Genomic DNA, 24,736 nt, shown 5'->3' with positions numbered 1-24,736 from the left:
GTCAGCCGTCGCTCAGCAGGTTGGTGATCAGCTTCCGCAGCCGCCCCGCCCGGACGGTCTCCACGCCGTGGACGAGCTGGGCGCCGTAGACCACGGCGGTTCGGGCGGGCGGGGCGCTCGTCCAGCGGGTGCGGGGCACTTGGGCGAGCACGGCGGCGGCCTCGGGTCCTCCGTGGTGCGAAATCTCCCTCGCGAAGCGCGTGCCGGGCGTGAAAGCGCTGCCGGAACCGGCGGTCCGGTCGGTCCACAGCGCTTCGGATGAGGCGGTCTCGACGTAGAACGCCCCGTCCTGGTCGGCCTCCTGAAGGTGGAAGGCCACCCGCGCGACCCGCTGTCGCCGCCGGTTGGGTTCATCCACGCCGTGGAGGTGCGGCTCGATGCTGTCGCCGGGGCCGAGGTCGTGGTAGTCCCACGGGGTGGCGGTTGCCACGGACGGGAAGACACGCCGGATGGCGGGCAGCGCCCGCTCGACGCCGGCCGCCAGGATCTCCTGGACCTCGCCGGGCGCCACCAGCCCGTCACTGGGCCGGGCGGGCCGCCAGCCGGTGGCGACGAGGTGCTCGTCGAGGAGCTTGGTGAGTTCTGCTGTCTCATCGGGGGTCAGGAACCCCTCGACGGTCTGGACGGCCAGGGTCTCGGTCATGTGGATCACGATCGGACTCCTCTCGCGGCGCCTGATGCCCCCGTCGGCTCCGCATTCCAGTGCAGGGCACGCGGATTGGCAACCGCGCCGGAGCGCGCCCATGAAGCGCGGGGGCGCGTGGGCGGCGCGTGCGGGGGCGCGCGGGGCGTGTGGGCCTAGGTTCTGCCCGCGCTGCTCCGGCGATTGGCCTCGCGCAGCCGACGCAGGAGCTCACGACGGCGGTACGGCACGACTCCGCGGGCGTGCCCGCGTCCGGACGTCGTCGGCGCGTACAGCGCCATCCGCCCGGGCAGCTCCAACGCCTGTGCGAGCGGCCGGAAGTCGAGCACGCGGCGCGTGCCGCAGTGCGTACAAGTGGCTAGGCCGCCTGCGGCCGTCCAACTGCCTGCGGGGTGCGGGCAGTGCCGGGCGGGGGTTTCGGCGGCGGTCAGGGTGGCGGCCATCAGTGCGCCGCCCGCTGATGCCGCCCCATGGCTGCGGCCATCGCCTCGGCGCGCCGCCGGTCGCCTTGGCGGATGGCGTCGTAGCGCTTCTGCAGCTCTTCTCTAGAGACATCAATTGCTTCTGGAAAACCAGCTGCTGACCTGTGAGTGCCCCCACTGCCTGGCGGCGGAGCATCGCCCGTACGCTGTCAAGGGAGGAGAGGTGATCGCCCGATGGCCAACCAGGGCTCCGGCCGCCGGCCCAAGTACCAGCGCATCGCCGCCGATCTGCGGGCCGCGATCAAGGCGGGCGAGTACGGCCCGGGCGACCGGGTGCCCGGCGAGAACGAGTTGATGGCCGCGTACGACGTTGCCCGCATGACGGCCCGCCAGGCGCTCGGCGTGCTGCAGAGCGAGGGCATCACCGAGGCCCGCAAGGGCGCCGGAGTGTTCGTACGGTCCTTCCGGCCGCTCCGGCGCCGGGGAATTCAGCGGCTGGCCGCAGAGACCTGGGGATCCGGCCGTTCGATCTGGTCGACGGACATCGAGGACCGCGTCCTGGTCGTCGACCGCGTGGAGGTCGGCGAGCGGGCGGCGCCCGTTGGCGTGGCTGAAGTCTTGGGGCTGGAGCGGAACGCGGCGGTCTGCGTTCGGAGCCGACGCTTCGTCCTGGACGGCAAACCGGTTCAGCTCTCCGTCTCGTACCTGCCCGCCGAGCTCGTCGCCGGGTCCGCGATCACACGCGAGGACAGCGGCCCTGGCGGCACGTACGCGCGCCTCGCGGAGCTCGGCCACAAGCCCGTCCGGTTCCGTGAGAAGATCCGGACCCGGATGCCGTCCGCCGACGAGGCGGAACTGCTCAGCCTCTCCTCGGGCACGCCCGTCGTGCACATCTGCCGTACGGCGTTCGCCGATGGCGGCAGGGCCGTCGAGGTCAGCGACATGACGCTGGACTCCGCGTCGTACGTGCTGGAGTACGAGTTCGACGCGTAGCGTCAGCGAAACGCCTCCTCCGCCGGCCGGAATCCGAGAGATTTCGCATGGACAGAGGGGGGAGCGCTCATGACTTCGGGCCTCGGCAGGCGACGCGAGCTGCACGAGAACCGTGCCGCTTTCGACGCGCATGAACAGCAGCCGCATGCGCGGCACTTCGCGCGGTCGGCGGTGGGGTGCTGCCCTGTGTCCTATGGTGGCCGACATGGCAGACGCGCACGGTACGTCGCCCGTGGACCCGTCGCGGGCGGCCTACGTTTACATGCAGGTGGCGGACCACATAGCCGCTCGGGTGGCGGCGGGTGAGTTGCGTATCGGGGCCAGGCTGCCGGGGGAACGCGACCTGGCCGAGGCGTACGGCATCGCCATCGGCACGGCCCGCCGCGCCGTTCAGGAGCTGCGGAGCCGTGGGCTGCTGATCACCCTGCCTGCGAAGGGGACGTTCGTCACCGAGCAGCGGCCGGCGGGCCAGGCGTAGCGGCAGCGCGAATCGCACTCTTTCGGCAGCCGCAGGCTGTGATTGCCGCTGCCGTAAGACGTCCCTACGGCACTTCCCGTCGTACCAGCGCCCGCGCGAACGGTTCGCCCGTGCGGCGGGCGTGCCGGACGCACGCCGAGCCCGGCCGGTCAGTCGAAGCGGATGTGCTTCACGCCCGTCCACGCCCGGCGCAGGCGGCCCTTCACCGGGCCGTCCGTGTTCGGGGTGAGCCGGAGGCCCGTCGCGGTCGCGATCGTGTCGGCGACCCGGGGGATCGTGATGGCGTCGGTCCAGATGTGCTCGCCGAAATCGTCCGTGCGCAGCCGCTCCAGGCACTCGTCCAGCTTCGACACCGCGAAGGTCTCGCGCCGCAGGGACGCGCCGAGGCCGCGCTCGCGCAGCCGGCGCAGGACCGTTTCGCGGCGCGCGAGGAGCGCGAAGTGGCGGACGTCGTGGCCGTCGTCCCGGAGGCGGCCGACCGTCTCGGCGAAGTACGTGCTGTTGACGATCGTCATGGGGACGATCACCGGGCCGGCGGTGTGACGGTTCAGGGTCAGGTCCAGGACCTCGTACACCGCCTGGCGCCACACCGGCAGGTCCTGGAAATCGCCCCGCAGCGCCGGCGGCAGCATCCGGTGGAGGCCGAAGCCCGCGTGCTCGGGGTCGCAGACGACGCTGCCCGGGAGGCGGCGGTGGAGTTCGTGGGCTGTCTGGGTCTTGCCGCCCCCGAAGGGGCCGTTGATCCACAGGAGCATGCGCGCGAGCCTACGCCGGCCCCTTGCGTCAGCCCGTCGTGATCCGCAGGACGATCGCGCCGGCCGCGTCCGTCTCGACGCGTACCGCCGTGAGGTCCGGCACCGCCACGTCCGGGCCGTGGGCGGCCGCGCGTGGGCCGACGCCCACGACGCGCATGCCGGCCGCGCGGCCCGCCGCGATGCCCGCCTCGGAGTCCTCGAAGACGACGCAGTCCTGCGGGGCGAAGCCCAGCTCGGCCGCGCCCTTGAGGAAGCCCTCCGGGTCCGGCTTGCTGGCGCTGACGGACTCGGCCGTCACCCGCACCGCCGGCATGGGCAGGCCCGCCGCGCCCATGCGGGCGTCGGACAGGGCGCGGTCGGCGGAGGTGACCAGGGCGTGCGGGAGGCCGGCCAGCGCGGCCATGAAGGCGGGGGCGCCGGGGACAGGGACGACGCCGTCGACGTCGGCGGTCTCGGCGGCCAGCATCCGGCGGTTGTCCTCGTGGTTGAGCTCCATGGGGCGCTCGGGGAGGAGGACGGCCATGGTGGCGTAGCCCTGGCGGCCGTGGACGACCTTCATGACCTCGTCGCCGTCCAGGCCCTGCTCGTCCGCCCAGCCGCGCCAGCAGCGCTCGACGACCGCGTCGGAGTTGACGATCGTGCCGTCCATGTCCAGGAGGAGGGCTCGGGCCGTGAGAGTGGTCATGGGGCAGCTCCAGAGCGGCGCGCGGAAGAAGACAAGTGGCTCCACCCACCGGTCAGGGAGTGCGGGTGGAGCCACTTTGTTTCTCAACGATACAAAACGGACCCGGTCGAACGCCAACGGCCCTGGTCGGCGTGGTCCGACGGGCCGGATCGGGGCGGTCCGGGGGGTCGGATCGGGGTAGTTCCACGGGCCGGATCGGCCTAGTTCGACGGGCCGGAATCGCCCGTCCGGACGACCATGGGAGGAGCGCGATCCGAACCCGAGCGACCCGACTCCCGAGGAGCTGCCCATGGCCCAGGACGTCCCGGGCCCGGCCGGAGCGGCACAGGCCGCCCCCGGAGCGCCGTCCATACCCGGCGAGGGGCTGCCCAAGGGCGGCGTGCGCGTCGCGATCGGCGCGCTGCTGCTCGGCATGCTGCTGGCGGCCCTCGACCAGACGATCGTCTCCACCGCCCTGCCGACGATCGTCAGCGACCTCGGCGGCCTGGAGCACCTCTCCTGGGTCGTCACCGCCTACATGCTCGCGTCCACCGCCGCCACGCCCCTGTGGGGCAAGCTCGGCGACCAGTACGGGCGCAAGAAGCTCTTCCAGACGGCCATCGTCATCTTCCTCATCGGCTCCGCGCTCTGCGGCCTCGCCCGGAACATGCCCGAGCTGATCGGCTTCCGCGCCCTCCAGGGCCTGGGCGGCGGCGGGCTGATGGTGCTGTCGATGGCGATCGTCGGCGACATCGTGCCGCCCCGCGACCGGGGCCGCTACCAGGGCCTCTTCGGCGCCGTCTTCGGCGGTACGAGCGTGCTGGGCCCCCTGCTCGGCGGGCTCTTCGTGGACCACCTCAGCTGGCGCTGGGTGTTCTACGTCAACCTCCCCATCGGCGTCGTCGCCCTCGCCGTGATCGCCGCCGTCCTCCACATCCCCGTCAGCCGCGTCCCGCACCGCATCGACTACCTCGGCACCTTCCTCATCGCCGCCGTCGCCATCTGCCTGGTGCTGATGACCTCGCTCGGCGGGACGTCCTACCCCTGGTCGTCCTGGCGGATCATCGGGCTGGGCGTGGTGGGCGTGGTGCTGCTCCTGCCCTTCGTGCTCGTCGAGCGGCGCGCCGCCGAGCCCGTGCTGCCGCTGGGGCTGTTCCGGATCCACACCTTCGCGCTCTGCTCGGTGATCGGTTTCGTCGTCGGCTTCGCGATGTTCGGCTCCATGACCTACCTGCCGACGTTCCTCCAGGTCGTCCACGGCGTGTCGCCGACCCTCTCCGGGGTGCACATGCTGCCGATGGTGGCCGGCCTGCTGATCGCCTCCACCGGCTCCGGCCAGATCGTCAGCCGCACCGGGCACTACAAGGTCTTCCCCATCGCCGGGACCGCCGTGATGACCATCGGCCTGCTCCTCCTCCACCGGCTCGACCCGGCCGTCAGTACCGCGACCATGAGCGCGTACTTCTTCGTCTTCGGCTTCGGACTGGGCCTGGTCATGCAGGTCCTCGTGCTGATCGTGCAGAACTCCGTCGGCTACCAGGACCTCGGCGTCGCCACCTCCGGCGCCACGTTCTTCCGCTCCATCGGCGCGTCCTTCGGCGTCTCGATCTTCGGCACGATCTTCACCAGCAAGCTCGGCCCCCGGATCGCCGACGCCCTCGCCGGCGTCCCCCTGCCGCCCGGCGTCACCCCCGACGCCCTCAAGTCCGACCCCCGCGTCCTCCACCGGCTGCCGCCCGCCCAGCGCACCGGCGTCCTCGCCGCCTACTCCCAGTCGATCACCGACGTCTTCCTCTACGCCGTGCCGCCCGCCCTCCTCGCCTTCGCCCTCGCCTGGCTGCTCAGGGAGGAGCCGCTGCGCGGCAGCGTCACCGCGCCCGATACGAGCGAGGTCGTCGCCAGCAACCCCGTCGAGCGCTCCTCGCGCGACGAGGTCGCCCGCGCCCTCTCCCTCCTCGGCAGCCGCGAGGGCCGCCGCAAGGTCTACGAGAAGATCGGCCGGCGGGCCGGCGTCGACCTCGAACCCGCCGCCAACTGGCTGCTGCTGCGCATCAAACGCGACGGCCACGCCGAGCCCGCGATCCTCGCCGAACGCGTGGACATCCCCCTGCGCGTCGTCACCGAGGGCGCCCGCCAGCTGGAGATCCGGGAACTGGTCCGGCGCGAGGGGCTGGAGCTCGTCCTCACCGACGCGGGAGGGCGGGTGGCGGACGAACTCTTCCGCGCCCGCGAGCAGATGCTCGCGGAACTCCTGGGCGACTGGTGGACGGCCGCCGACCGCCCCCACGACCTGAGCTGCCTCGTCGAGGAGCTCAACCGCGAACTGTGCGGCTCCGACGCCGAACAACCGCGCGACGGCGGCGCGGCGGGCGCCAGACCCGACCACCGCAGGTGAGGACGACTACGCGGTCAGCTCCTTGCCGAGCCACACCTCCGAGTACGCGTCCCCCTTCTTGTACGGGGCGACGTCCCCGAAGCCGTGCCGCGCGTACAACGCCCGCGCCTCCACCAGATCCCGCCGGGTCTCCAGCACGATCCGCTCCGCGCCCCACGCGCGCGCCGTCTCCTCGGCCGCGCCCAGCAGCGCGGCGGAGCCGCCCAGACCGCGCCGGTCCGCCCGTACGTACATCCGGCACAACTCGGCCGTACGGGCGTCCAGCCGCCGCAGCCCCACGCACCCGGCCCGCTCCTCGCCGTACCGGGCCACCAGCAGCGTCCCTGGGTCGTCGCCGCGCATCTCGGCCAGATGCCGCTCGATCTCCTCGGGCGTGCACCGGCGCCCGTCGTGCAGCAGGTACCAGCGGTCGGCGACGTCGACGAGGTATTCCCGCAGCAGCGCGGCCGACTCGGGCGAGCCGACCGGCTGTGGGGAGACGTTCCAGATGGTCATGCGGCGGATGGTCGCACGCGGGAGGGCGGCCGATCAGCTTCTTTTCGACCCTGATCGGCTGCCGGTCAGCCCTGCTTCGGCGCGGCCTGCTGGACGACCTCGAACGACCACACCGTCGACCCCGTCGCGGCGGGCTTGTGCTTGGGGGCACCCTCGCCACCGGCCTGGCCGCCGCCCTGGTGGGCGGCCTTCATCGGGCCCTCCATCCACGCCTGGAAGTCCTCCTCGCTGCGCCAGCGCGTGTAGACGAGGTAGTCGTCCGTTCCTTCCAGCGGGCGCAGCAGCTCGAACCACTCGAAACCGTCGGCGCTCTCCACCGTGCCCGCGCGGGACGCGAACCGCTTCTCCAGGACCTCGCGCTGCTCGGCCGGGACGGTGAGGACATTGATCTTCACGATGCTCATGAGGCCATCCTGCACTGCCGTAGCCGCTCAGCGGTTCCCGCCCCCGCCTCCACCCCCGCCTCCGACTCCGCCCACGTCCGCCAGGACGCCGTCCAGCTGTTCCGCCGTCAGCGGCGGCGCGGGCAGGGCGGAGACGCCCTCCGCGCGCAGGCCGTCGAAGAGCAGGGCGAGGTAGCGGCGCCAGGAGCCGGGGGCCACGGCCGCGGCGGAGGGGACGCAGCGGCCCAGGGCGGCCAGGGCGAACAGCAGGTCCTCGGCGACCACGTCCGGCCGCATCGTGCCCTGTTCCTGCGCGCGGCGGACGAGCGCGCCCACCGTGGCGTGGTTGTGCTCGCGCAGCGCGGCCAGGGTAGGGCCCGCAGGGATGGTCGTCGTCATCAGCTCGATCGCGCCGCGGTCGGCGGCCAGGCCCTCGAAGATCCGCTCCATGTAGGCGGTCAGCGACGCGAAGGCGTCCTCACCCGCGCGGGCCCGCTCGCCCTCGCTCATGCTCGCGCCCAGGGACTCCCCGAACACCGCCTCGATCAGCGCCTCCCGGGTGGGGAAACGGCGGTACAGGGTGGCGTTGCCCACGCCCGCGCGCCGGGCGATCTCGTCCAGCGGGACCTCCAGGCCCTGCTCGGCGAAGAGCTCCCGGGCCGCCGCGACAAGGGCCTCGCGATTGCGCCGGGCGTCCGCCCGCAGGGCCGGGGGCCGCCGTTCACTGCTGCCACTGGTGCTCATGACCGCACCCTAATGGCCCCCGGGGCGTTGGACTCAGGCCACCGTCAGGAGGCCGCGGGACGTCCTGTGGACGATCCGCGCGAGTGCGTGGCGGCTGAGCGGCGGCTGAGTAAGGTCTCGAAGAGCCGACGCGAGTGACCGAGCTGGGTGACTGGAGGAGCGGCGGAGCGTGGCGGAAGCGGAGCGGGGCGGGCCGGTGGGTCCGCCGAGGGCGGGATCGCGGCCCGCCGTGACCCTGGCGGCGCTGTGGCTGCTCGCCGGGCTGCTGGCCGTGCGTCAGGCGGCGGCCGTACTGCGGCTCCCCCCGGAGCGCCGGCTCACCGACCTCGCCACCTGGGTCGGCGAGCACGGCGTCCTGCGCACGCACGGTTCCCTCCACGGCTCCCTCTACGAATCCGGCAGGTTCACCGGCACCCCCCTCGCCGGGCTCGTGCTCCGGCCCCTCACCGATGCCGCCGAACACAGCCTCGGCGTCGTCTGGACGCTGGGCACGCTGTCGCTCGTCGTCGCCGTCGCGCTTCTTGCCGCCCGGGTCTTTCCCGGCAGCGGACGGGTGTGCGGCGGCACCACGCCCGTCGCGGTCATCCTGACGGTGCTCTCCCTGCCCGTCCGCAACACCTTCACCCTCGGTCAGACCAGCATCCTCCCGGTGCTCCTCGTCCTCCTCGGCTGCTGCCCGCCCCGGATCGCCGACCGGCGCTCCGGCTGGACGGCCGGCGTCCTCGTCGGCCTCGCGGCGGCCCTCCAGCCCGCCGTCCTCCTCTTCGCCCCCCTGCTCTGGCTCACCGGCCGCCGTCGCGCCGCGATCGCCACCGGTGCCACCTTCGCCGTCTCCACGGCACTGGCCTGGACGGCCCTGCCGGACGACTCCTGGACGTACTGGGTCCACCACATCGCCGGAGCCGGTCTCGGCGAGCGGCCCGACGGCCTGGCCAACCAGTCGCTGCACGGCCTGCTCCTCCGCCTCGGCCTGCGCGGACCGCTGGAGCTCGGCCTCTACGGACTGCTGGCCGCCGCCGTCGTCACCGTCGGCCTGCGCCGGGCCGCCCGCTACGCCCGCGACGGGCAGCCGCTGCTCGCCACGGCCCTCACCGGCTGCGTCACGGTCGCCGTCGCGCCCACCGCCTGGCAGCACCAGCAGCTGTGGATCCTCTTCGCCGTCGCCGGCCGCGTCGGCAGGCGACGCGCCGACCGGCTCGCCTGGCCCGTGCTCGTCGTGCTCGTCATGACGCTGACCAGCACCGTGCTCGTCGCCCCGAACCCCGTCCTCGGGCCCGTCGGACAGCACGCGCCGCTGCTCGCCGCCCTCGCGGCCGCCTGCGCGGTGCCGTTCCTCTTCCGCTCCTCCGCCCTGTGGGACCGGCCCGTGCCCACCCCGGTCGCCGGGCCGCAGCGCGGCCGCTTCCGCTGGGTGCCGCTGCTGCGCTTCTTCAAGCGCGCCCTGAACCGCCCGAACCTCCTCCTGGAGCTGATGCTGATACGGGTCGGCTACTGGGCCTACTCCTACATCCGCGCCCAGGCCCCCGACTCACGCGCCCTCGCCGAGTCCCATGGCCGGCAGATCCTCGCCGTCGAGGAGTTCCTCCGCCTGGACGTCGAACACCGCGTCAACCACTTCGTGGCGGGGGTGGGATGGCTCGCGGACGGCATGGACTACTACTACGGCACCTTCCACTTCCTGGTGCCGATGTTGCTGCTGGGGTATCTGTACTGGCGCCGTCCGGCGACGTACCGCTGGGCGCGTACGGGGCTGGCCCTCGCGACGCTGGTGGCGCTGGCCGGCTTCTGGCTCTACCCGCTGGCACCGCCGCGCCTGATGCCCGGCCTCGGCTTCATCGACACCGCCAACGGCCCGCAGGACCTCGCCCACCCCGAGTTCGGCGCGCTGACCGAGCTGTCCAACCAGTACGCGGCGATGCCCTCGCTGCACATCGGCTGGTCGCTGTGGTGCGGGGTCGTGATCGCGGTCGTGGGACCGCGGACGTGGGTGAGGTGGCTGGGGATGCTGTATCCGCTGATGACGTTCACGGTCATCGTCGGGACGGCCAACCACTATGTGCTGGACGCGATGGGTGGGGCGGCCGTCGTTGCCGCGGGTTTTGGGGTGCAGTACGTCTTGACCGGGCCCGGGCGCCGTGCGCTGGCGGTGATTCCGGGGGCTCGGAAGGGGGACGAGGGTGGGGTGGCCCCCGAGCGGGCGCCCGTGCGGGTTGTGGGGTGAGACCCGGGGGCTGCGCCCCCGGGTGCCGTGCGCCGGTGCGGGCCGGTGGTCGCGTTGTGCCCACCCGTTCCGCATGGGGGCACCTCCCAGCGGTAGCTGGGGGAGGAACGATTGCCCACAACGTGCGGTTTCAGCCGCCCACCGTTATCTGGGATGACGGGTCCGTGACGTCCGTGATGTCGTAGGTCGCGTTGAGGACCGCCGTCGTCGCCGTCGTCGGGCAGCCGAAGCCGCCCTCGACCTTCACCGGTATCGCCACGTCCGTCACCACGAGCTGCGACGGCGTGCCGTTCACGAACACGGTGGGGATCGTCGCCGGCCCGTCCGGCCCGGCCGTCACCGTGCAGTTGGCCAGGCCGCTGGACTTGAGGACCATGCCCTGGGCGGGCGCGTTGAGCGTGGCCGTGATGGGGGAGCCGTTCTGCATCGAGACGGTCCAGGCACCGGACGTCGTGATGCTGATGTCCACGCCCGGCAGGCTGCCCGTGCAGTCGCCGTAGACCGGCGAGCTGATGGACGTCGTCACCGGGCCCGACGGGTTGTTGTTGCCCGGTGCGTCCGGTATGCGGTTGGTGTCGCCTGACGGCGTGGAGCCCGACGACGTACACGTGATGGTGATCGAGCCGGCCTTGAAGGTGGCCGAGCCGTTGAGCTTGGCCGCGAAGGTGTGGCCGGCGGGCTGGACGGTCGTCGAACCGGCGTCGGCGGCCCTGGCGGCCGCCGGGCCGCCGCCGGTGAGGGTGAGGCCCGCGGTGAGGGCGAGACCGGCGGTGACGGCTAAGAGGGGACGGGTGCGGCGGGGGATCACGGGGGCTCCTTCGGAGGGAGGAGGGGTGGTGGGAGCGGCTCTCGTGGGTGGGGCGCGTCCTCGTTGCCCGGGTGCGGGCCGTGGTCGCGTTGTGCCCACCCGTTCCGCCCTGCGGAACGATTGCCCACAACGGCTCAGGCGGCGGGCCCGTCCGGCGTCACCGGTTGCCACGCGAAGATCATCGCGCCGCCCACGATGCCGACGAGGGTGCCGAAGAGGAATCCGCCGAGGTTGGACATCACCAGCGCGGCCGTCGCGATCAGGACGGTGAGGATCCCGGCGAGGCTCCGGTACTGCGGGGCGAACCACGCGGTCAGACCCATGACGATCATGACGATGCCCATCAGGACCGACGGGATGCCCGCGATGCCCTGCTCCAGCATGACCTTCATCGGGGCGAGCGGGAGGGCGCAGATCTCCGTGCCCGCGACGACGGCCGCCAGGCCGCCCCAGAAGGGGCGCCCTTTGCGCCATCGCCGCCAGGTCGTCCACCCGCGGGCGAGCGACCCGGTGCCGTCCCGGCGCCCCGGCACGTCAGAAGCACTCATCCTTGCCGAGCTTGATCTTCAGGTCGAGGCCGGCGAGCTTGAACCGCCCGGCGTTGGTCGCCCAGGCCGTCTGCCGCACATCCGTCATCTTGATGGTCTTGGCCTGCTGGCCGAAGGCGTCCTGGAGGCCCTGCGCCGAGGCGGGACCCCTGTTGAGGGTCGACGCGTCACGGCCGAGCTCCATGTTCTCGAACTCGGCGTCGCCGGACATCTGGGTGGCGTCGATGAACAGGTCGGTGGCCTCGACGGTCTTCGCGCCCTGGCCGGCGTGGAGCTTGAGGGAGATGTCGCCGATCACCGGCAGGGTGGTCACCACCGACTGGCACAGGTCCTTGAGCTTGGCTTCCTTGATGGTGGTGACGGCCACCGGCAGCAGCTTGCCGCGAACGTTCTTGTCGATCCCGCCGTACTGGGCGAAGCCCGTGCCCGTCAGGCTGGACGCCCCGACCTTGAACTCCTGCCCGGAGACGGCGAACGAGGCGGCCAGCGCCCCGTCGGCGAGCGCGACGGCCAGCGCGGCCGTGGCGGCGAAGCCGGGCACGGCCAGGACGGCGAACCTCCGCCACCTGACACGACCCGTCGTCACCTGTCTTCCCTGATCGTCCTTCATACGGCTGCCCCCTGAACAATCCCGTGAGAGTGAGGTGAGGTGCGGTGCGTTGGGGAGGGCGCACAGCGATGCGCACAGCGGTGCGCTGCCGAAGCGCTCATGCGCCGTCCCTGAAGGTGTACCCGAGAGTAAGTCGGACCGCTGTACCTGACAAGGGGTCAGGTCTGGACCGATTTCCGTGCTGGAAAAGGGAGTTGATCGATCACTCGTAGCTGACGCGGAGCTCCTTGATGCCGTTCAGCCACGCCGAGCGGAGCCGGCGCGGCGCCCCGGCGAGCCGGATGCCGGGGAGGGTGTCGGCGACGGCGGCGAAGATCAGGTCGATCTCCAGTGCCGCCAGGGAGCGGCCCAGGCAGAAGTGCGGGCCCCCGCCGCCGAAACCCAGGTGGGGGTTGGGGTCACGGGTGATGTCGAAGGCCTCCGGGGCGTCGAAGACCTCGGGGTCGTGATTGGCGGAGGCGTAGAACAGGCCCACGCGCCGGCCCTCGCGGATCGCCGTGCCGCCCAGCTCGGTGTCGCGCGTCGCCGTGCGCTGGAAGGAGATCACCGGCGTCGCCCAGCGGACGATCTCCTCGGCGGTGGTGGCGGGCCGCTCCCGCTTGTAGAGCTCCCACTGCTCGGGGTGGGTGAGGAAGGCGTGCATGCCGTGGCTGATGGCGTTGCGCGTGGTCTCGTTGCCGGCGACGGCCAGCATCAGCACGAAGAAGCCGAACTCGTCGGAGCCCAGGCTGCCCTCGTCCTCGGCGGCCACCAGCCGGCTGACGATGTCCCGCGCGGGGTGGGCCGCGCGGGCGGCGGCGAGGTCCATCGCGTAGGCGATCAGCTCCATCGCGGAGCGGCTGCCGGTCTCCTCGGTGAGGGCGAGCTCGGGGTCGTCGTAGGCGATCATCCGGTTGGACCAGTCGAAGATCTTCGCCCGGTCGTGCTGGGGGACGCCGATGAGTTCCGCGATGGCCTGGAGGGGGAGTTCGCAGGCGATGTCGGTGACGAAGTCGCCGCTGCCGTGCTCCCGGGCGGCCGCGACGATCCGTCCGGCCCGCTCCCGCAGGGCCGACTCCAGGGCGCGGACCGCCCGGGGGTGAAGCCGCGCTGGACGATCCGGCGGACGCGGGTGTGCTCGGGCGGGTCCATGTTGAGCATCATCAGCCGCTGGGCGTCGATCCGCTCGCGCCGCATGCCGGGGTGGAAGCGGATGACGGAGGTATTGCGGGCGGAGGAGAAGTCCTCCGGCCGGGTGGACGCCTCCTTGACGTCCGCGTGCCGGGTGACGGCCCAGTAGCCGTCGTCGTCGAAGCCCGCGAGGCCGTGCGGCTGGGGGATCCAGGACACCGGGGCGGAGCGCCGCAGCAGGGCGAACTCCGGCAGCGGCACCCTACGGGCGTTGACGTCCGGATCGGTGAAGTCGAAGCCCTCGGGCAGCGCGGGACAGGACGACATGGCCACCACTCCAGTTCGGGGAGCCGCCGGGACGGCGGGCTAATGCTGATGGGCCATCAGAAACCTGTCGTCCGACGGTAGTGACGGGGCCGTGGACCGGCAAGCCACGCGACGCCATCCGATGCCATCCGACGCCATCTGTCGTACGCGCGGGGCGTGCGCGACCCTTGTGCGGCGGGGGCCGCGCTGAGGAGACTACCGACGGCAGCGGAAATGGAACGTGTACTCGTTTTTGCCGGGGGCGCCGGGACGCCCAGCGGACGCGCGAGGAGAGGACAGCCGGACATGGCCGCGGAACCCGTGATCGTCGAAGCCGTACGGACGCCCATCGGCAGGCGCGGCGGCGCGCTCGCCAACCTCCACCCCGCCTATCTGCTGGGCGAGACCTATCGCGAGGTCCTCGCCCGCACCGGCATCCAGCCCGACTGCGTCGAGCAGATCGTCGGCGGCACGGTCACCCACGCCGGGGAGCAGTCCATGAACCCGGCCCGCACCGCCTGGCTCGCCATGGGCCTGCCCTACGAGACCGCCGCCACCACCGTGGACGCCCAGTGCGGCTCGTCCCAGCAGGCCAACCACCTCGTCGCCAACATGATCGCGAGCGGGGTGATAGACATCGGCATCGGCTGCGGCGTCGAGGCCATGTCCCGGGTGCCGCTCGGCAGCGGCTCCAAGCACGGGCCCGGCCGGCCCTTCCCCGACGAGTGGAACGTCGACCTGCCCAACCAGTTCGAGGCCGCCGAGCGCATAGCCCGCCGGCGCGGCCTCACCCGCGAACGCGTCGACGCCCTCGGCCTGCTCTCCCAGGAGCGCGCGGCCCGCGCCTGGGCGGAGGAGCGCTTCAAGCGCGAGACCTTCTCCGTCCAGGTGCCCACCACGGAGGAGGAGCAGTACGCCGGGCAGGGCATGTGGCGCCTGGTCGACCGCGACGAGGGCCTGCGCGACACCAGCATGGAGGCACTGGCCGGGCTCAAGCCCGTCATGCCCACGGCCGTCCACACCGCGGGCAACTCCTCGCAGATATCCGACGGCGCGGCGGCGCTCCTCTGGGCCTCCAAACGGATGGCCCGGGCGCTGCGGCTGCGCCCCCGGGCCCGGATCGTCGCCCAGGCGCTCGTCGGCGCCGACCCCCACTTCCACCTGGACGGGCCCGTCGACGCGACCCGGGCCGTGCTGGGCCGGGCGGGGATGTCCTTACGGGACATCGACCTGGTGGAGATCAATGAGGCCTTCGCCTCGGTGGTGCTCTCCTGGGCGCAGGTCTTCGAGCAGGACCTGGAGAAGGTCAATGTCAACGGCGGCGCGATAGCGCTCGGCCACCCGGTCGGGGCGACGGGCGCCCGGCTGATCACGACGGCGCTGCACGAACTCGAGCGCCGGGAAGGCGAGTTCGCGCTGATCACGATGTGCGCGGGCGGGGCGCTGGCGACGGGGACGATCATTCAGCGGTTGTGACGGGGGCGCCGCCCCCGTCACAACCGCCGCCGGCACCGTCACCGGCACCGTCCGGCAGCGGCGCCCTCGCCCTAGTCCTCGTCCTCGCCGTCGTTCTCGTCCCCGGCCTCGTCCTCGTCCAGGCCTAGGAGGGTGATGGCCTCCGTCGGGCAGCAGCCGACCACGTCCTCGGCGGCCTCGATGTCCTCCGGCGAGGTCAGCCCGGACTTCAGCGCCTCGGCCAGGCCGTCGTCGCCCAGCCGGAACCGCTCCGGGTACATCGCCGCGCACAGACCGGCGCCGCCGCACACCTTCTTGTCGACCACGAGCCTCGGCGTCATCGCGCGCCGCCCTTCTCGCCGTCGGTGCCGTGGAGGTGGACGGGGAGCGAGTCCAGGCCGCGCAGCAGCCAGTTCTCGCTGTAGGTCACCTCGGCGCGGGGGACGGCCAGTGCCAGGTCCGGGAAGCGCTCGAAGATCGCCGGAATGGCGACCCCGGCCTCCACGCGCGCGAGCGCGGCGCCGAGGCAGTTGTGCAGCCCGTGGCCGAAACCGACGTGACGGGTGCCGACCCGGGTGATGTCGAGACGGTCGGGGTCGGTGAAGCGCCCGGGGTCGCGGTTGGCGGCCTGGAGCGCGGCGATCACGGGGGCGCCGGCCGGCAGCCGGCTGCCGGCGAACTCGAGGTCCTCCTTGGCGAAGCGGAAGAGGCCGACGGTCAGGGCCCCGTCGTAGCGGAGGAACTCCTCGACCGCGCCCGGGACGAGCTCGGGGTCGGACATCAGCAGCCGGCGCTGCCCGGGGTGGTCGAGGAGGGCGAGGACGGCCGAGCCGATGAGGTTCCGGGTGGTGTCCAGACCGGCCATGATCATCAGGGCGAGCATGGAGACCAGCTCGTCCCCGGTGAGGCGGTCGTTGCCGTCGCGGGCCTCGATGAAGACGGACATCAGGTCGTCGCCGAGCATCGTGCGCTTCTCGGCTATGAGTTCACGGCCGTACTCGGCGATGTCCTCGAAGGCGCGCTGGATCTTGTCCTTGTCGTCGTCCGGCCGGAAGGCCCGGTCGATCGCGTGGAGCATGTCGTTGTAGCGGGTCATGGGGATGCCGAGGATCTCCCCGATGACGGCGGCGGGGATGGCGCTCGCGTACTCCACGACGTCGGGGCGCTCCGACGCCGCCAGCGCGTCGAGCGAGGCGGCCACGATCCGCTCGGTGGGCTCGCGCCACTGGGCCACCCGGCGCGGGGTGAAGGCGCCCATGGCGAGCTTGCGCACCCGGGTGTGGTCCGGCGGGTCGAGCACCGTGAGGATCCGTGCCACCGGGGTGTCCGCGCCCATCACCATGCCCGAGTCCAGGAACTCGCGGTCGGCGTAGGCCGCCGCGTCATTGCTGAACCGGGGGTCCCCCAGCAGCGCGTGGACGTCCTCGAACCGGGTGACGATCCAGGTCCGCACGTCGCCGACGGGGAAACGGAACTCGTGGACCGGCGAGTTCTCGCGCAGCCACGCGAAGGCCGGGTAGGGGTTCTGGTAGTACTCGTAGCCGAACAGTGCGGTGGGCAGCGGGGATGCGGCCATCACTGATCTCCTTGACGAGACAGGGGTACGGTCACGGGTCATGGGTTACGGGTCACGCGGGCGGGCGCGCCGCCCTCGTGGGGGCGGCGCGCCTGGGAGTGCTCGGCGGTTCGGGTTACTTGACGAGGGTGAGGACCTGACTCGAGGCGCGCAAGCCCGACTCGAGGGCGCCCTCGATGAAGGCGCCGTGCCAGCCCTGGGCGATGTCGGCGCCCGCGAAGACGATCCGGCCGTGGGGCTGTTCGATCTGGGGGAAGAGCCCGGTCAGCTGGCCGGGGCGACGGAAGCCCCAGGCGCCGGCCGCCCACTTCTCGGTGCCCCATGCCATGGCGCGGGACTTGAGGACCTGGGCGCCCGGGATCCACAGCTGGACGGCCTCCTGGACCTTCACCGGGTTGTTGACGTCCAGCCCGGGGCCGGTGAACGCGATCATGAGCCGGCCGTCCGCGAGCTGCTTCTGCGGCACCATCATCAGGATCGGCGAGCCCTCGGGCGCGGTACCGGTGGTCGCGTCGATCTTGCCCTTGATGTGCAGCCACATCTTGGTGCCGTGCGGAACGCCGATGCCCTGGGTGGTGGCCTGGGCGTGTGCCTTGGGCAGGCCGGGCTCGAAGGTGATGTTCTTCCAGGCGTTGGTGGAGGTGGCCACGACGACCGCGGGGGCCTTGTAGCGGCGGCCGGAGGCGGTCCACACCGTGACCTTCCCCGTGCCGGGGTCGGAGATCCTGGTGACCGGCGAGTTCTTGACGACCGGGGTGAAGTTCTCCCGCAGCATGGCGTTGAGTATCGCGGTCATACCGCCGACGGGCCGGCGGCCGATGGTGTTGGTGTAGGCCTCGTACGTACCGCCGGAGAGCTGGTACCACTGGGCCATGCCGGTCAGCGAGCCGAGGGTGCTGGGGCCGCCGGAGTAGACGGAGGTCTCGCCGGTGAGCAGGTTGACCTCGGCCGGCGAGAGGTTCATCTGCTTGAGCCGGTCGGCCAGCGAGAGCGGGTCCACGGCGGCCAGCAGGTCCTTGCGGTACAGCGGCTCGGCCGGGCGCTCGAAGTATTTCTCGGAGCCCTTGTAGAACTCGGTCCACAGGGGGGTCACCAACTTGGCGGCCTCATCGGGCGTGACCGCCTTCAGCCCGGTGGAACCGGCGACGATGACGCGGTCCGGGATGGGGTCCCCGTAGGTGGTGATGTTGTACCGGGCGAGTTCTTTGTTGACCAGCTGGTGCTGGGGGGCGAGCCACTGGCCGCCGACCTCGATCTGTTCGCCGGCCCAGGTGTCCGTCCAGATGCGGCCGCCGACGCGGTCGGACGCCTCCAGGACCACGGTGGTCAGGCCCTTCGCGCCGAGCTCGCGCGCCACCATGGCCCCGGCGTACCCGGCGCCGATGATGACCACGTCGACCAGCGATTCCTCTTCGGCGTGGGCGATGCCCTGTCCGGCTGCGCCGAGGCCGGCTGTCAGCGCTCCGGCGCCGATGCCCTTGAGCAGCGATCGGCGCCCGAAACGGCGGTTGACGGCGTTGGCGATGGACGAATTCGCGCCATGAGAGTGCATGGAAGTCCTCTGATGTTTTGTCTGGCTGCGGGCCATCGGGTCGGTGTGATCGCCGACAGAACGTCCTGGCGAGCGAAACCCCAGGGTGTTCGGGCGCACTGCACCCGTCATCGTGTGCAGTGACTTTCCGGCGCGGCCCGATGGTCATTCGATGGGCGGGCGCCGGCCGCCTGATCGCCGTCCGTCATGGACGGCGACCACGCGGCAGAGTGCCCAGGCGGGCAGCCGATGGGAAAGGTCGCGTGGGGGCGAAAGGATTCGCCGGGCTGCCGTCAGAAAAGGCCGGGGATATTGAACAATCAGGCGCGGCAGGAGAGGAGCCGGACGTCGCCGGTCATGCGCGCGCAGCGGATCTGGTGCTGCTCACCGAAGGTGACATCGGTGTGGTTCCCTGCCACGTGAAGGAGTCGTCCCCGCCCGCACCGGGCGCGGCGCCACAGCCACTCGTGACCATTCTGGTCCCCCCGTATCAATCAGTGTGGCCCGGACTGCGTTGTGTCTCATTCAGGGCCTTGACGCGACTGTACTGAACGGCCTGCCATGACCTGGCATGTGCGGGGTCATCGGACGGTCAGCTCCCGCTCATCCATGGTGGGTGCAGGTAAGTGCCCATAAGTCGGACAGGGTTCGGGGAAAGCGCAAGCCGACGGGTGTCCGTCGGCTGAAGGGGCGGCCGCCCCGGGGTCACGCGTCCTCGAACGTCACCGGCGCTTCGAAGGCCGCGCGGCGGGTGGCCCGGCGCAGGGCCTTGAGGACGGCCGGGCCGAGGGTGAGCGAGGCGACCACGGTCACCAGGGCCCGGGGCAGGTCCCAGCCCAGGGACGTCGCCAGGCAGTAGGCGAGGAAACGGGAGAGGTTCTCCGGCAGCGGGTCGCCCGGTACGAAGGAGACGCCCGAGGCGAGTGCGCCGATGTACGGCCAGCCCTGAAGGTTCATCACCGTCCCGTAAGCGACGGACGCCACCGCCCCGTACCCCGCCAGCATCACCAGCTCGCGCCGCCCCCGTAGCCGGTCCGCCCCCGGCAGCAGCCCCGCGCCCATGGTCACCCACCCCATGGCCAGCATCTGGAACGGCATCCACGGCCCGACCCCGCCCGTCAGCAGGGCGGAGGCGAACATCGACAGGGCGCCCAGGACGAAGCCGAAGCCCGGGCCGAGCACCCGCCCGGACAGGACCATCAGGAAGAACATCGGCTCGATGCCGGCCGTCCCCGCGCCCAGCGGCCGCAGCGCGGCCCCGGCCGCCGCGAGGACGCCGAGCATCGCGACGGCCTTGGCGTCCAGCCCGGTGTCGGCGATCGTCGCCATGACCACGGCGAGCAGCAGCGGCAGCAGGGCGGCGAACAGCCAGGGGGCGTCCTGCGAATGGGCCAGCCCCGAGGCGGAGTCGGCGAGCAGCGGCCAGCCGAAGGCGGCCACGCCGATGAGGGTGATCAGGGCGAGGGCGATGACGGACCGCCGGCCGAGACGGATGGCGCGTGCCTGACGGGTGGCCCCCGTCCGGTCGGTGGCCGGCGCCTGGTGGGTGGCCCGCTCCTGGTGGTCGGTCACGCCCCCTCCAGGGCGTCGCGGACCTGCGGCACCGTCAGCCACGGCTGCGGCGCGAGGACCTTCGCGACCTGCGGCGCGAAGGCCGGGGAGGAGACCACGACCTCCGCCGTCGGGCCGTCCGCGACGACCTCGCCCTCCGCGAGGATCACCACCCGGTGAGCCAGCTCCGCCGCGAGCTCCACGTCGTGCGTGGCCAGTACGATGGCGTGGCCCTGGCCGGCCAGCCCGCGCAGGATCTCCACCAGCCGGGCCTTGGCCGCGTAGTCCAGACCGCGCGTCGGCTCGTCCAGGAGCAGCAGCGGCGGCCGCGCCGTCAGCACCACGGCGAGCGCGAGCGCCAGCCGCTGGCCCTCGGACAGATCGCGGGGGTGGGTGTCGTCCGCCACGTCCGGGAGCAGCCCGGACACCAGCGCCCGGCAGGTGCCGGGGGCGGCCTGCGCGTCGTGGTCGGCGGCCGCGCACTCCGCGGCGACCGTGTCCGCGTACAGCAGGTCGCGCGGCTCCTGCGGGACGAGGCCCACGTGCCGCAGCAGTTCACGCGGGCTCGTGCGCCGCGGCTCCACGCCGCCGACGCGTACCGCGCCCCGGTCGGGCACGTGCATACCGACGAGCGTCCGCAGGAGCGTGGACTTTCCCGCGCCGTTGCGGCCCATCAGGGCGACGGTCTCGCCGGCGCGGACGGACAGCTCGACGTCGCGGAGGGCGGGGACGCGGTCGTGGCGGACGGAGAGGCCGGTGACGGAAGCGGCGTCCTTCGTCATCGCCACCGCCTTCGGGACCGGCGGGGTCAGCGGCGCCAGCCGCTCCCGCAGGGACGCGGCCTTGCGGCGGGCGTCGCGCACGGACAGCGGCGGCGGGGACCAGCCGGCGATCCGGCCCAGGGCGACGACGGGCGGGTGGACGGGCGAGACGGCCATGATCTCGGTGGGGTCGCCGACGACGGGGGCCGCGCCGGGGCCGGGCAGCAGGATCACCTGGTCCGCGTACTGCACCACACGCTCCAGCCGGTGCTCGGCCAGCAGCACGGTGGTGCCCAGGTCGTGCACCAGGCGCTGGAGCACGGCCAGCACCTCCTCGGCGGCGGCCGGGTCCAGCGCGGACGTCGGCTCGTCCAGGACCAGCACCTTCGGGTGGGCGGTCAGCACCGAACCGATCGCGACGCGCTGCCGCTGGCCGCCGGAGAGGGTCGCGATGGGCCTGTCGCGGAGGCCGGCCAGCCCCAGCAGGTCGAGGGTCTCCTCGACGCGGCGGCGCATGGTGGCGGGCGGGACGCCGAGGGACTCCATGCCGTAGGCGAGCTCGTCCTCGACGGTGTCGGTCACGAAGTGCGCCAGCGGGTCCTGGCCCACCGTGCCGACCACGTCGGCGAGTTCACGGGGCCGGTGCGTACGGGTGTCCCGCCCGGCGACGGTGACCCTGCCGCGCAGGGTCCCCCCGGTGAAGTGCGGCACGAGCCCGCTCACGGTGCCCAGCAGCGTCGACTTGCCGACGCCGGAGGGGCCGACGAGGAGACACAGCTCGCCTTCGGGGACGGTGAGGTCGATGCCGGAGAGGGCGGCGTGTTCGGCGCCGTCGTAGGAGACCGAGACGTTCTCGAAGCGGATCACTGGGGTGTCTCCTTCCGGGTGGGGGCGGTTTCGGCACCGCCGGATTCGCTGTCGGTGGCTGATCGCCGCGGCGGCGGGAGGGGAGCCCCGGTCCCGCCCCTTCCCGTTTCCTGGGGGAGTGCCCCCAGACCCCCCGGAGCCGGGAGCCCTCGGGCCCGGCCTTCGGGGGCCGGGGCGGCAGCCCCGGGAAACTGGGGGCACCTCCCAGCGGTAGCTGGGGGAGAAAGGGCGGGACTGGGGCACCCCTCCGCCGCAGTGGCGCGCAACCCGCGCCGACCTGCCCGGCGGTGCCCAGCCGTCATCGTCGTCGCCCCCTCGCGGGAGGCGACCGGCGCCACAAACGCCGGCAGCAACCCGAGAAGCACCGACACCGCCGGCCAAACCGGCAACCCCGGCGCCGCCAGCGGTACCGCCGCCGGGTGGAGGGCGGCCGGCGCGTAGTCGCCCGCCCAGATCATCAGGGCCGCCACCGCCGCCCCCGACGCGGAGACCAGCCAGGCGCGGGCGCCCCAGCGGTCGGGGCGGTAGCGGGTCCGGACCGAGCGGCGCCCGCCGAGCCACAGACCGGCGAGGGCCGCGGCCAGCCCCGCGACCAGCACCGGCGCCCCGTAGCCCGCCCCGGTGTCACCCAGCAACCCGTACGTACCGGCGCACACGCCGAGCAGCCCGCCCAGGGTGAGCGCGCTCGTCGTGCGGCGCACGGCGGGCGGGACCTGCGCGGTACGGCCGTACCCCCGCGCGTCCATCGCGGCGGCCAGCGCCACCGACCGCTCCAGCGCGCCCTCCAGCACCGGCAGTCCCACCTGCAGGAGGGCCTTGAGCCCCCGGTCCGGGCGGCCGCGCAACCGGCGCGCGGCGCGTAGCCGCTGGACGTCCGCGACGAGGTTGGGCGCGAAGGTCATGGCGACGACCACCGCCACCCCGGCCTCGTAGAGCGCGCCCGGCAGGGACTTCAGCAGCCGCGCCGGGTTGGCGAGGGCGTTCGCCGCGCCCACGCAGATCAGCAGCGTGGCCAGCTTCATGCCGTCGGCGAGCGCGAAGACCAGCCCCTCGGCGGTCACCCGGCCACCGATCCGCACACCCCGCGCCCACTCCGGGAGCGGAATCTCCGGAAGGGTGAGGACCGTGTGCGTCCCGGGGACGGGCGAGCCGAGGATCACCGCGAAGACCAGCCTGATGGCGATGACGGCCAGCCCGAGCTTGAGGAACGCCCCGTACGAGCGGGCCCACGGCGCGTCCGTGCGCCGGGCCGCGACGACGTACCCGGCGACGCCCGTCAGCAGGGCGAGCAGCAGCATGTTCGTGGTGCGCGAGGCGGCCGTCGCCAGGCCCAGCGCCCACACCCACCACGCGCCGGCGTGCAGCGCGGAGGAACGGTCGGAGGAACGGTCCGTCATCCGCGACGACGCCGCCGGGTCTGCCACACCGCCGCCGCGCCGAGCACGGCCACGGCGGCGATGCCGCCGATGAGACCGACGGAGGGGCCGTCGTCGCCCTTGTCGTTCCCGCCGGCCTTCGGCTCCGCGGGCTTCTTCCCGGCGTCCGCCTTCTCGCCGCAGCCCGTCCTCGGGTATCCGGCGATCGCGCACAGCAGGGCGTTCGAGTCGTAGCGCAGCGGCTTGGCGACGGCGGCCAGCGCGTCGGCCGCGCTGCCGTCCGCGCCGACCTGCGCGCACGCCGAACGGGCGGCGGGCGGCGTCTCGCCGGCGGGGGCGTCGGCGGGGGTGCCGAAGTCGAGGACGACGGCGACGCGCTTGCCGCCGTCCTCGGCGGGCGTGCCGGCGCAGACCGCCGCGAAGTCCGCGGCGCCGCGCGGCCTGGCCGCGTCGGCGGAGTCCTTGCTGACGGCGAAGCGGAAGCCGACGACGGAGCCGTCGGCCGGGCGCAGCGTGGCCGGGCCCTGGGTCGCGTACGTCCAGGACCCGCCGGCGGCCGGTGCCTGCCAGAAGGACCAGTAGCGGTAGCCGTCCGCGTGCGCGGGGGCCGCGCCGAGCACGGCGGCCGCGCCGACGGACAGGGAGACGGACAGGGAGACGAACAGGGCCCGGGCCGCCGTCACAGCTGGTTCTTCTTCTTGCGGCCGCTGATCAGGAAGCCGACGCCGACGCTGGCGACGAAGAACACGGCGACGAACCACCAGGCGCCGAAGCCGCCGCCGTCGTCCTTCTTCTCGTCCTTCTTGGCCGGCGAGGCGTCGGAGGAGGACGGCTCCGGCTTGGGGCCGGTCTCGTTCAGCGCCGCCACCAGGTCGGTGCCGCCGAAGGAGCGCGGGTCGGCGCCCGCCGCGTGCGCGGCCAGGACGAGCTTGGCGAGGCGGCCGGGGTTGCCCTTGGCCCACTCGGCGGTCTTGCTGTCGGCGGACTCCAGCCACTTCAGCGGCTTGCGGGCGGCCTCCACGTGGCCGCCGGCCGCGAGGGCGAGGGCGGCGTCGGCGGTCGCGCCGGTGTCCGGGCCCTCGGGGGCGCCGGGCATGGACGACTTGAGGAAGCCGTTGTTCGCGTCGAGCTTCTTCGCCAGATAGCCGGCGACGGCCTCGGCGGCGTTCCACTGACCCGCGTCCGCGCCGTCGCCGCAGGCGGCGGGCTGGACGGGCCGGTCCGCGCCCTTGGCGGCGGGCACGAGGAAGCCCTTGCCGAGGACGGCCGTGGCGGCGGCCGTCGAGGCGAGGTCGTTGGCGGGCAGCTCACCGTTCTGCGGCATGTAACCGAAGGCGCCCGCCTGGTCCTTCTTCTCCTCCTTCTCCTGGCAGCGGATCTGGAAGGAGGACAGCGCGTCGAAGGGGGTCTTGCCGTCCTTGACGGCGGCCTTCGCCGGGTCCTGGCCGGCGGCGGCGAAGGCGCCGACGGCGATCGCGGTGGAGTTGGCGTCGCTGGGGTTACTGGGGCCCATGCCCCAGCCGCCGTCGGCGTTCTGGTGGGCCTTGAGCCAGTCGAGGCCCTTGGCGACGGCCCGGTCCCGGCCGCCGACGGCCGCCAGGCCCTGCACGGCGGCCGCCGTCGCGTCGGTGAACTCGCCCGCCTTCGCGTCGCACGGCGTCTTGGCGTCGGCCCGGAAGCCGGGGAAGCCGCCGTCGGCGCACTGCTGGCCGGTCAGCCAGTCCACGGCCTGCCCGGTGGGGGAGACCCCGGCCGCGTGCTGGGCGATGAAGGCCAGCGACTGCCGGAAGACACCGTCGAACTTCGGGTCGCCCGTGCCGTAGAGCCCCGGGGCGGCCGGGGAGGGCGAGGTGCCGTCGGCGAAGGCGGCGGGAGCCGTGGCCGTGCCCAGGACGGCCGCGGTGGCCAGGGCCGCGGCGCCGCGGCGCGCGAGGACGGCGAAGGAGGTGGCCATGAAAGCGGTGCCTCTCGGTGGATGACGGTGTCGGGCGGCCCCGCCGGAACGACGCCCCTGCCGGGGCAGGGCGTCGCCGACGTGTCGCTT

The 24,736-nt window shown here is 73.0% G+C and carries 23 protein-coding genes and 1 pseudogene; 5 read left to right on the top strand and 19 right to left on the bottom strand.

Annotated features, from left to right (window positions below):
* Position 1: 1 nt before the first annotated feature.
* Entirely contained in the window at positions 2–652 is a 651-nt protein-coding gene (locus EKH77_RS09400) for a hypothetical protein (RefSeq protein WP_126913949.1), read from the bottom strand.
* A gap of 146 nt (positions 653–798) precedes the next feature.
* Positions 799–1,086: a DUF6255 family natural product biosynthesis protein gene (locus tag EKH77_RS09395; RefSeq protein WP_126913948.1), complete on the bottom strand. Its 288-nt coding sequence runs from the start codon at positions 1,084–1,086 to the stop codon at positions 799–801.
* 213 nt (positions 1,087–1,299) lie between these two features.
* Between EKH77_RS09395 and EKH77_RS09390 the strand changes: the two genes are divergently transcribed.
* The gene (locus EKH77_RS09390) at positions 1,300–2,058 is read left to right on the top strand and encodes a GntR family transcriptional regulator (RefSeq protein WP_126913947.1); all 759 of its coding nucleotides are present in this window, start codon (positions 1,300–1,302) and stop codon (positions 2,056–2,058) included.
* A 205-nt stretch (positions 2,059–2,263) separates the two neighbouring features.
* Positions 2,264–2,536, top strand: coding sequence for a winged helix-turn-helix domain-containing protein (locus EKH77_RS09385; protein WP_126913946.1), 273 nt, complete (start codon positions 2,264–2,266; stop codon positions 2,534–2,536).
* A gap of 149 nt (positions 2,537–2,685) precedes the next feature.
* Here EKH77_RS09385 and EKH77_RS09380 read toward each other — a convergent pair whose 3' ends face one another.
* Both EKH77_RS09380 and EKH77_RS09375 read right to left on the bottom strand, forming a co-directional pair.
* Positions 2,686–3,291 (bottom strand): AAA family ATPase, encoded by a 606-nt coding sequence (locus EKH77_RS09380; RefSeq protein ID WP_126913945.1) that lies wholly within the window; start codon positions 3,289–3,291, stop codon positions 2,686–2,688.
* Between the two features lie 28 nt (positions 3,292–3,319).
* On the bottom strand, positions 3,320–3,976 hold the full coding sequence (locus tag EKH77_RS09375) for an HAD-IA family hydrolase (protein ID WP_126913944.1): 657 nt from the start codon (positions 3,974–3,976) through the stop codon (positions 3,320–3,322).
* 289 nt (positions 3,977–4,265) lie between these two features.
* Between EKH77_RS09375 and EKH77_RS09370 the strand changes: the two genes are divergently transcribed.
* Positions 4,266–6,350 carry an MDR family MFS transporter gene (locus EKH77_RS09370; protein ID WP_126913943.1) on the top strand — a complete coding sequence of 695 codons (2,085 nt, stop codon included), beginning with the start codon at positions 4,266–4,268 and terminating at the stop codon, positions 6,348–6,350.
* A gap of 6 nt (positions 6,351–6,356) precedes the next feature.
* Here the strand turns inward: EKH77_RS09370 and EKH77_RS09365 are convergent, their stop codons facing one another.
* The 3 genes from EKH77_RS09365 to EKH77_RS09355 all read right to left on the bottom strand — a co-directional run bounded on the left by EKH77_RS09365 (position 6,357) and on the right by EKH77_RS09355 (position 7,972).
* Positions 6,357–6,845 (bottom strand): GNAT family N-acetyltransferase, encoded by a 489-nt coding sequence (locus EKH77_RS09365; RefSeq protein WP_126913942.1) that lies wholly within the window; start codon positions 6,843–6,845, stop codon positions 6,357–6,359.
* Positions 6,846–6,910: 65 nt separating this feature from the next.
* Positions 6,911–7,249, bottom strand: a complete 339-nt coding sequence (locus EKH77_RS09360; protein ID WP_126913941.1) for an antibiotic biosynthesis monooxygenase family protein — start codon at positions 7,247–7,249, stop codon at positions 6,911–6,913.
* A 27-nt stretch (positions 7,250–7,276) separates the two neighbouring features.
* Positions 7,277–7,972: a TetR/AcrR family transcriptional regulator gene (locus tag EKH77_RS09355; protein WP_206279834.1), complete on the bottom strand. Its 696-nt coding sequence runs from the start codon at positions 7,970–7,972 to the stop codon at positions 7,277–7,279.
* A gap of 169 nt (positions 7,973–8,141) precedes the next feature.
* On the opposite strand from EKH77_RS09355, the gene EKH77_RS09350 reads away from it, so the two are divergent.
* Entirely contained in the window at positions 8,142–10,193 is a 2,052-nt protein-coding gene (locus EKH77_RS09350) for a bifunctional glycosyltransferase 87/phosphatase PAP2 family protein (RefSeq protein WP_126913940.1), read from the top strand.
* A gap of 130 nt (positions 10,194–10,323) precedes the next feature.
* Here the strand turns inward: EKH77_RS09350 and EKH77_RS09345 are convergent, their stop codons facing one another.
* The 4 genes and pseudogenes from EKH77_RS09345 to EKH77_RS09330 all read right to left on the bottom strand — a co-directional run bounded on the left by EKH77_RS09345 (position 10,324) and on the right by EKH77_RS09330 (position 13,596).
* Positions 10,324–11,001, bottom strand: a complete 678-nt coding sequence (locus EKH77_RS09345) for a hypothetical protein (RefSeq protein WP_126913939.1) — start codon at positions 10,999–11,001, stop codon at positions 10,324–10,326.
* Positions 11,002–11,135: 134 nt separating this feature from the next.
* On the bottom strand, positions 11,136–11,549 hold the full coding sequence (locus EKH77_RS09340; protein ID WP_240667294.1) for a DUF6114 domain-containing protein: 414 nt from the start codon (positions 11,547–11,549) through the stop codon (positions 11,136–11,138).
* Positions 11,536–12,159, bottom strand: a complete 624-nt coding sequence (locus EKH77_RS09335; RefSeq protein WP_126913938.1) for a DUF6230 family protein — start codon at positions 12,157–12,159, stop codon at positions 11,536–11,538. Before EKH77_RS09335 ends, EKH77_RS09340 begins: the two co-directional genes overlap by 14 nt.
* A gap of 202 nt (positions 12,160–12,361) precedes the next feature.
* A pseudogene (locus tag EKH77_RS09330) lies at positions 12,362–13,596 on the bottom strand (cytochrome P450).
* A 285-nt stretch (positions 13,597–13,881) separates the two neighbouring features.
* Between EKH77_RS09330 and EKH77_RS09325 the strand changes: the two are divergent.
* Complete coding sequence (locus EKH77_RS09325) at positions 13,882–15,051, top strand: steroid 3-ketoacyl-CoA thiolase (protein ID WP_126913937.1); 1,170 nt, start codon at positions 13,882–13,884, stop codon at positions 15,049–15,051.
* A gap of 71 nt (positions 15,052–15,122) precedes the next feature.
* On the opposite strand, the gene EKH77_RS09320 is transcribed toward EKH77_RS09325, so the two are convergent.
* From EKH77_RS09320 to EKH77_RS09285, 8 genes are all read right to left on the bottom strand, one after another.
* Complete coding sequence (locus EKH77_RS09320; RefSeq protein ID WP_126913936.1) at positions 15,123–15,371, bottom strand: ferredoxin; 249 nt, start codon at positions 15,369–15,371, stop codon at positions 15,123–15,125.
* A complete protein-coding gene (locus EKH77_RS09315) occupies positions 15,368–16,606 on the bottom strand; it encodes a cytochrome P450 family protein (protein WP_126913935.1) in 1,239 nt (412 codons plus the stop codon). The genes EKH77_RS09320 and EKH77_RS09315 overlap by 4 nt, the downstream gene beginning before the upstream one ends.
* Positions 16,607–16,721: 115 nt before the next feature.
* The gene (locus EKH77_RS09310) at positions 16,722–18,158 is read right to left on the bottom strand and encodes a flavin monoamine oxidase family protein (protein ID WP_126913934.1); all 1,437 of its coding nucleotides are present in this window, start codon (positions 18,156–18,158) and stop codon (positions 16,722–16,724) included.
* 684 nt (positions 18,159–18,842) lie between these two features.
* Positions 18,843–19,631, bottom strand: coding sequence for an ECF transporter S component (locus tag EKH77_RS09305; RefSeq protein ID WP_240667717.1), 789 nt, complete (start codon positions 19,629–19,631; stop codon positions 18,843–18,845).
* 74 nt (positions 19,632–19,705) lie between these two features.
* The gene (locus EKH77_RS09300) at positions 19,706–21,316 is read right to left on the bottom strand and encodes an ABC transporter ATP-binding protein (RefSeq protein WP_126913932.1); all 1,611 of its coding nucleotides are present in this window, start codon (positions 21,314–21,316) and stop codon (positions 19,706–19,708) included.
* The gene (locus EKH77_RS09295; RefSeq protein WP_240667293.1) at positions 21,313–22,713 is read right to left on the bottom strand and encodes an energy-coupling factor transporter transmembrane component T; all 1,401 of its coding nucleotides are present in this window, start codon (positions 22,711–22,713) and stop codon (positions 21,313–21,315) included. Before EKH77_RS09295 ends, EKH77_RS09300 begins: the two co-directional genes overlap by 4 nt.
* Positions 22,710–23,375 carry an SCO2322 family protein gene (locus EKH77_RS09290; protein WP_164737771.1) on the bottom strand — a complete coding sequence of 222 codons (666 nt, stop codon included), beginning with the start codon at positions 23,373–23,375 and terminating at the stop codon, positions 22,710–22,712. Before EKH77_RS09290 ends, EKH77_RS09295 begins: the two co-directional genes overlap by 4 nt.
* Complete coding sequence (locus EKH77_RS09285) at positions 23,372–24,646, bottom strand: prenyltransferase/squalene oxidase repeat-containing protein (protein WP_126913931.1); 1,275 nt, start codon at positions 24,644–24,646, stop codon at positions 23,372–23,374. Before EKH77_RS09285 ends, EKH77_RS09290 begins: the two co-directional genes overlap by 4 nt.
* Between the last annotated feature and the right edge of the window lie 90 nt (positions 24,647–24,736).

Source organism: Streptomyces luteoverticillatus, from assembly GCF_003970715.1.
Classification (GTDB): domain Bacteria; phylum Actinomycetota; class Actinomycetes; order Streptomycetales; family Streptomycetaceae; genus Streptomyces; species Streptomyces abikoensis.
This window is presented reverse-complemented; position numbering and strand designations above follow the sequence as displayed.

Coding starts and splice junctions, on each gene's coding strand:
- EKH77_RS09395 (WP_126913948.1), bottom strand. CDS start 1,086: ATGGCCGCCACCCTGACCGCCGCCGAAACCCCCGCCCGGCACTGCCCG.
- EKH77_RS09390 (WP_126913947.1), top strand. CDS start 1,300: ATGGCCAACCAGGGCTCCGGCCGCCGGCCCAAGTACCAGCGCATCGCC.
- EKH77_RS09385 (WP_126913946.1), top strand. CDS start 2,264: ATGGCAGACGCGCACGGTACGTCGCCCGTGGACCCGTCGCGGGCGGCC.
- EKH77_RS09380 (WP_126913945.1), bottom strand. CDS start 3,291: ATGCTCCTGTGGATCAACGGCCCCTTCGGGGGCGGCAAGACCCAGACA.
- EKH77_RS09375 (WP_126913944.1), bottom strand. CDS start 3,976: ATGACCACTCTCACGGCCCGAGCCCTCCTCCTGGACATGGACGGCACG.
- EKH77_RS09370 (WP_126913943.1), top strand. CDS start 4,266: ATGGCCCAGGACGTCCCGGGCCCGGCCGGAGCGGCACAGGCCGCCCCC.
- EKH77_RS09365 (WP_126913942.1), bottom strand. CDS start 6,845: ATGACCATCTGGAACGTCTCCCCACAGCCGGTCGGCTCGCCCGAGTCG.
- EKH77_RS09360 (WP_126913941.1), bottom strand. CDS start 7,249: ATGAGCATCGTGAAGATCAATGTCCTCACCGTCCCGGCCGAGCAGCGC.
- EKH77_RS09355 (WP_206279834.1), bottom strand. CDS start 7,972: ATGAGCACCAGTGGCAGCAGTGAACGGCGGCCCCCGGCCCTGCGGGCG.
- EKH77_RS09340 (WP_240667294.1), bottom strand. CDS start 11,549: ATGAGTGCTTCTGACGTGCCGGGGCGCCGGGACGGCACCGGGTCGCTC.
- EKH77_RS09335 (WP_126913938.1), bottom strand. CDS start 12,159: ATGAAGGACGATCAGGGAAGACAGGTGACGACGGGTCGTGTCAGGTGG.
- EKH77_RS09325 (WP_126913937.1), top strand. CDS start 13,882: ATGGCCGCGGAACCCGTGATCGTCGAAGCCGTACGGACGCCCATCGGC.
- EKH77_RS09320 (WP_126913936.1), bottom strand. CDS start 15,371: ATGACGCCGAGGCTCGTGGTCGACAAGAAGGTGTGCGGCGGCGCCGGT.
- EKH77_RS09315 (WP_126913935.1), bottom strand. CDS start 16,606: ATGGCCGCATCCCCGCTGCCCACCGCACTGTTCGGCTACGAGTACTAC.
- EKH77_RS09310 (WP_126913934.1), bottom strand. CDS start 18,158: ATGCACTCTCATGGCGCGAATTCGTCCATCGCCAACGCCGTCAACCGC.
- EKH77_RS09295 (WP_240667293.1), bottom strand. CDS start 22,713: ATGACGGACCGTTCCTCCGACCGTTCCTCCGCGCTGCACGCCGGCGCG.
- EKH77_RS09285 (WP_126913931.1), bottom strand. CDS start 24,646: ATGGCCACCTCCTTCGCCGTCCTCGCGCGCCGCGGCGCCGCGGCCCTG.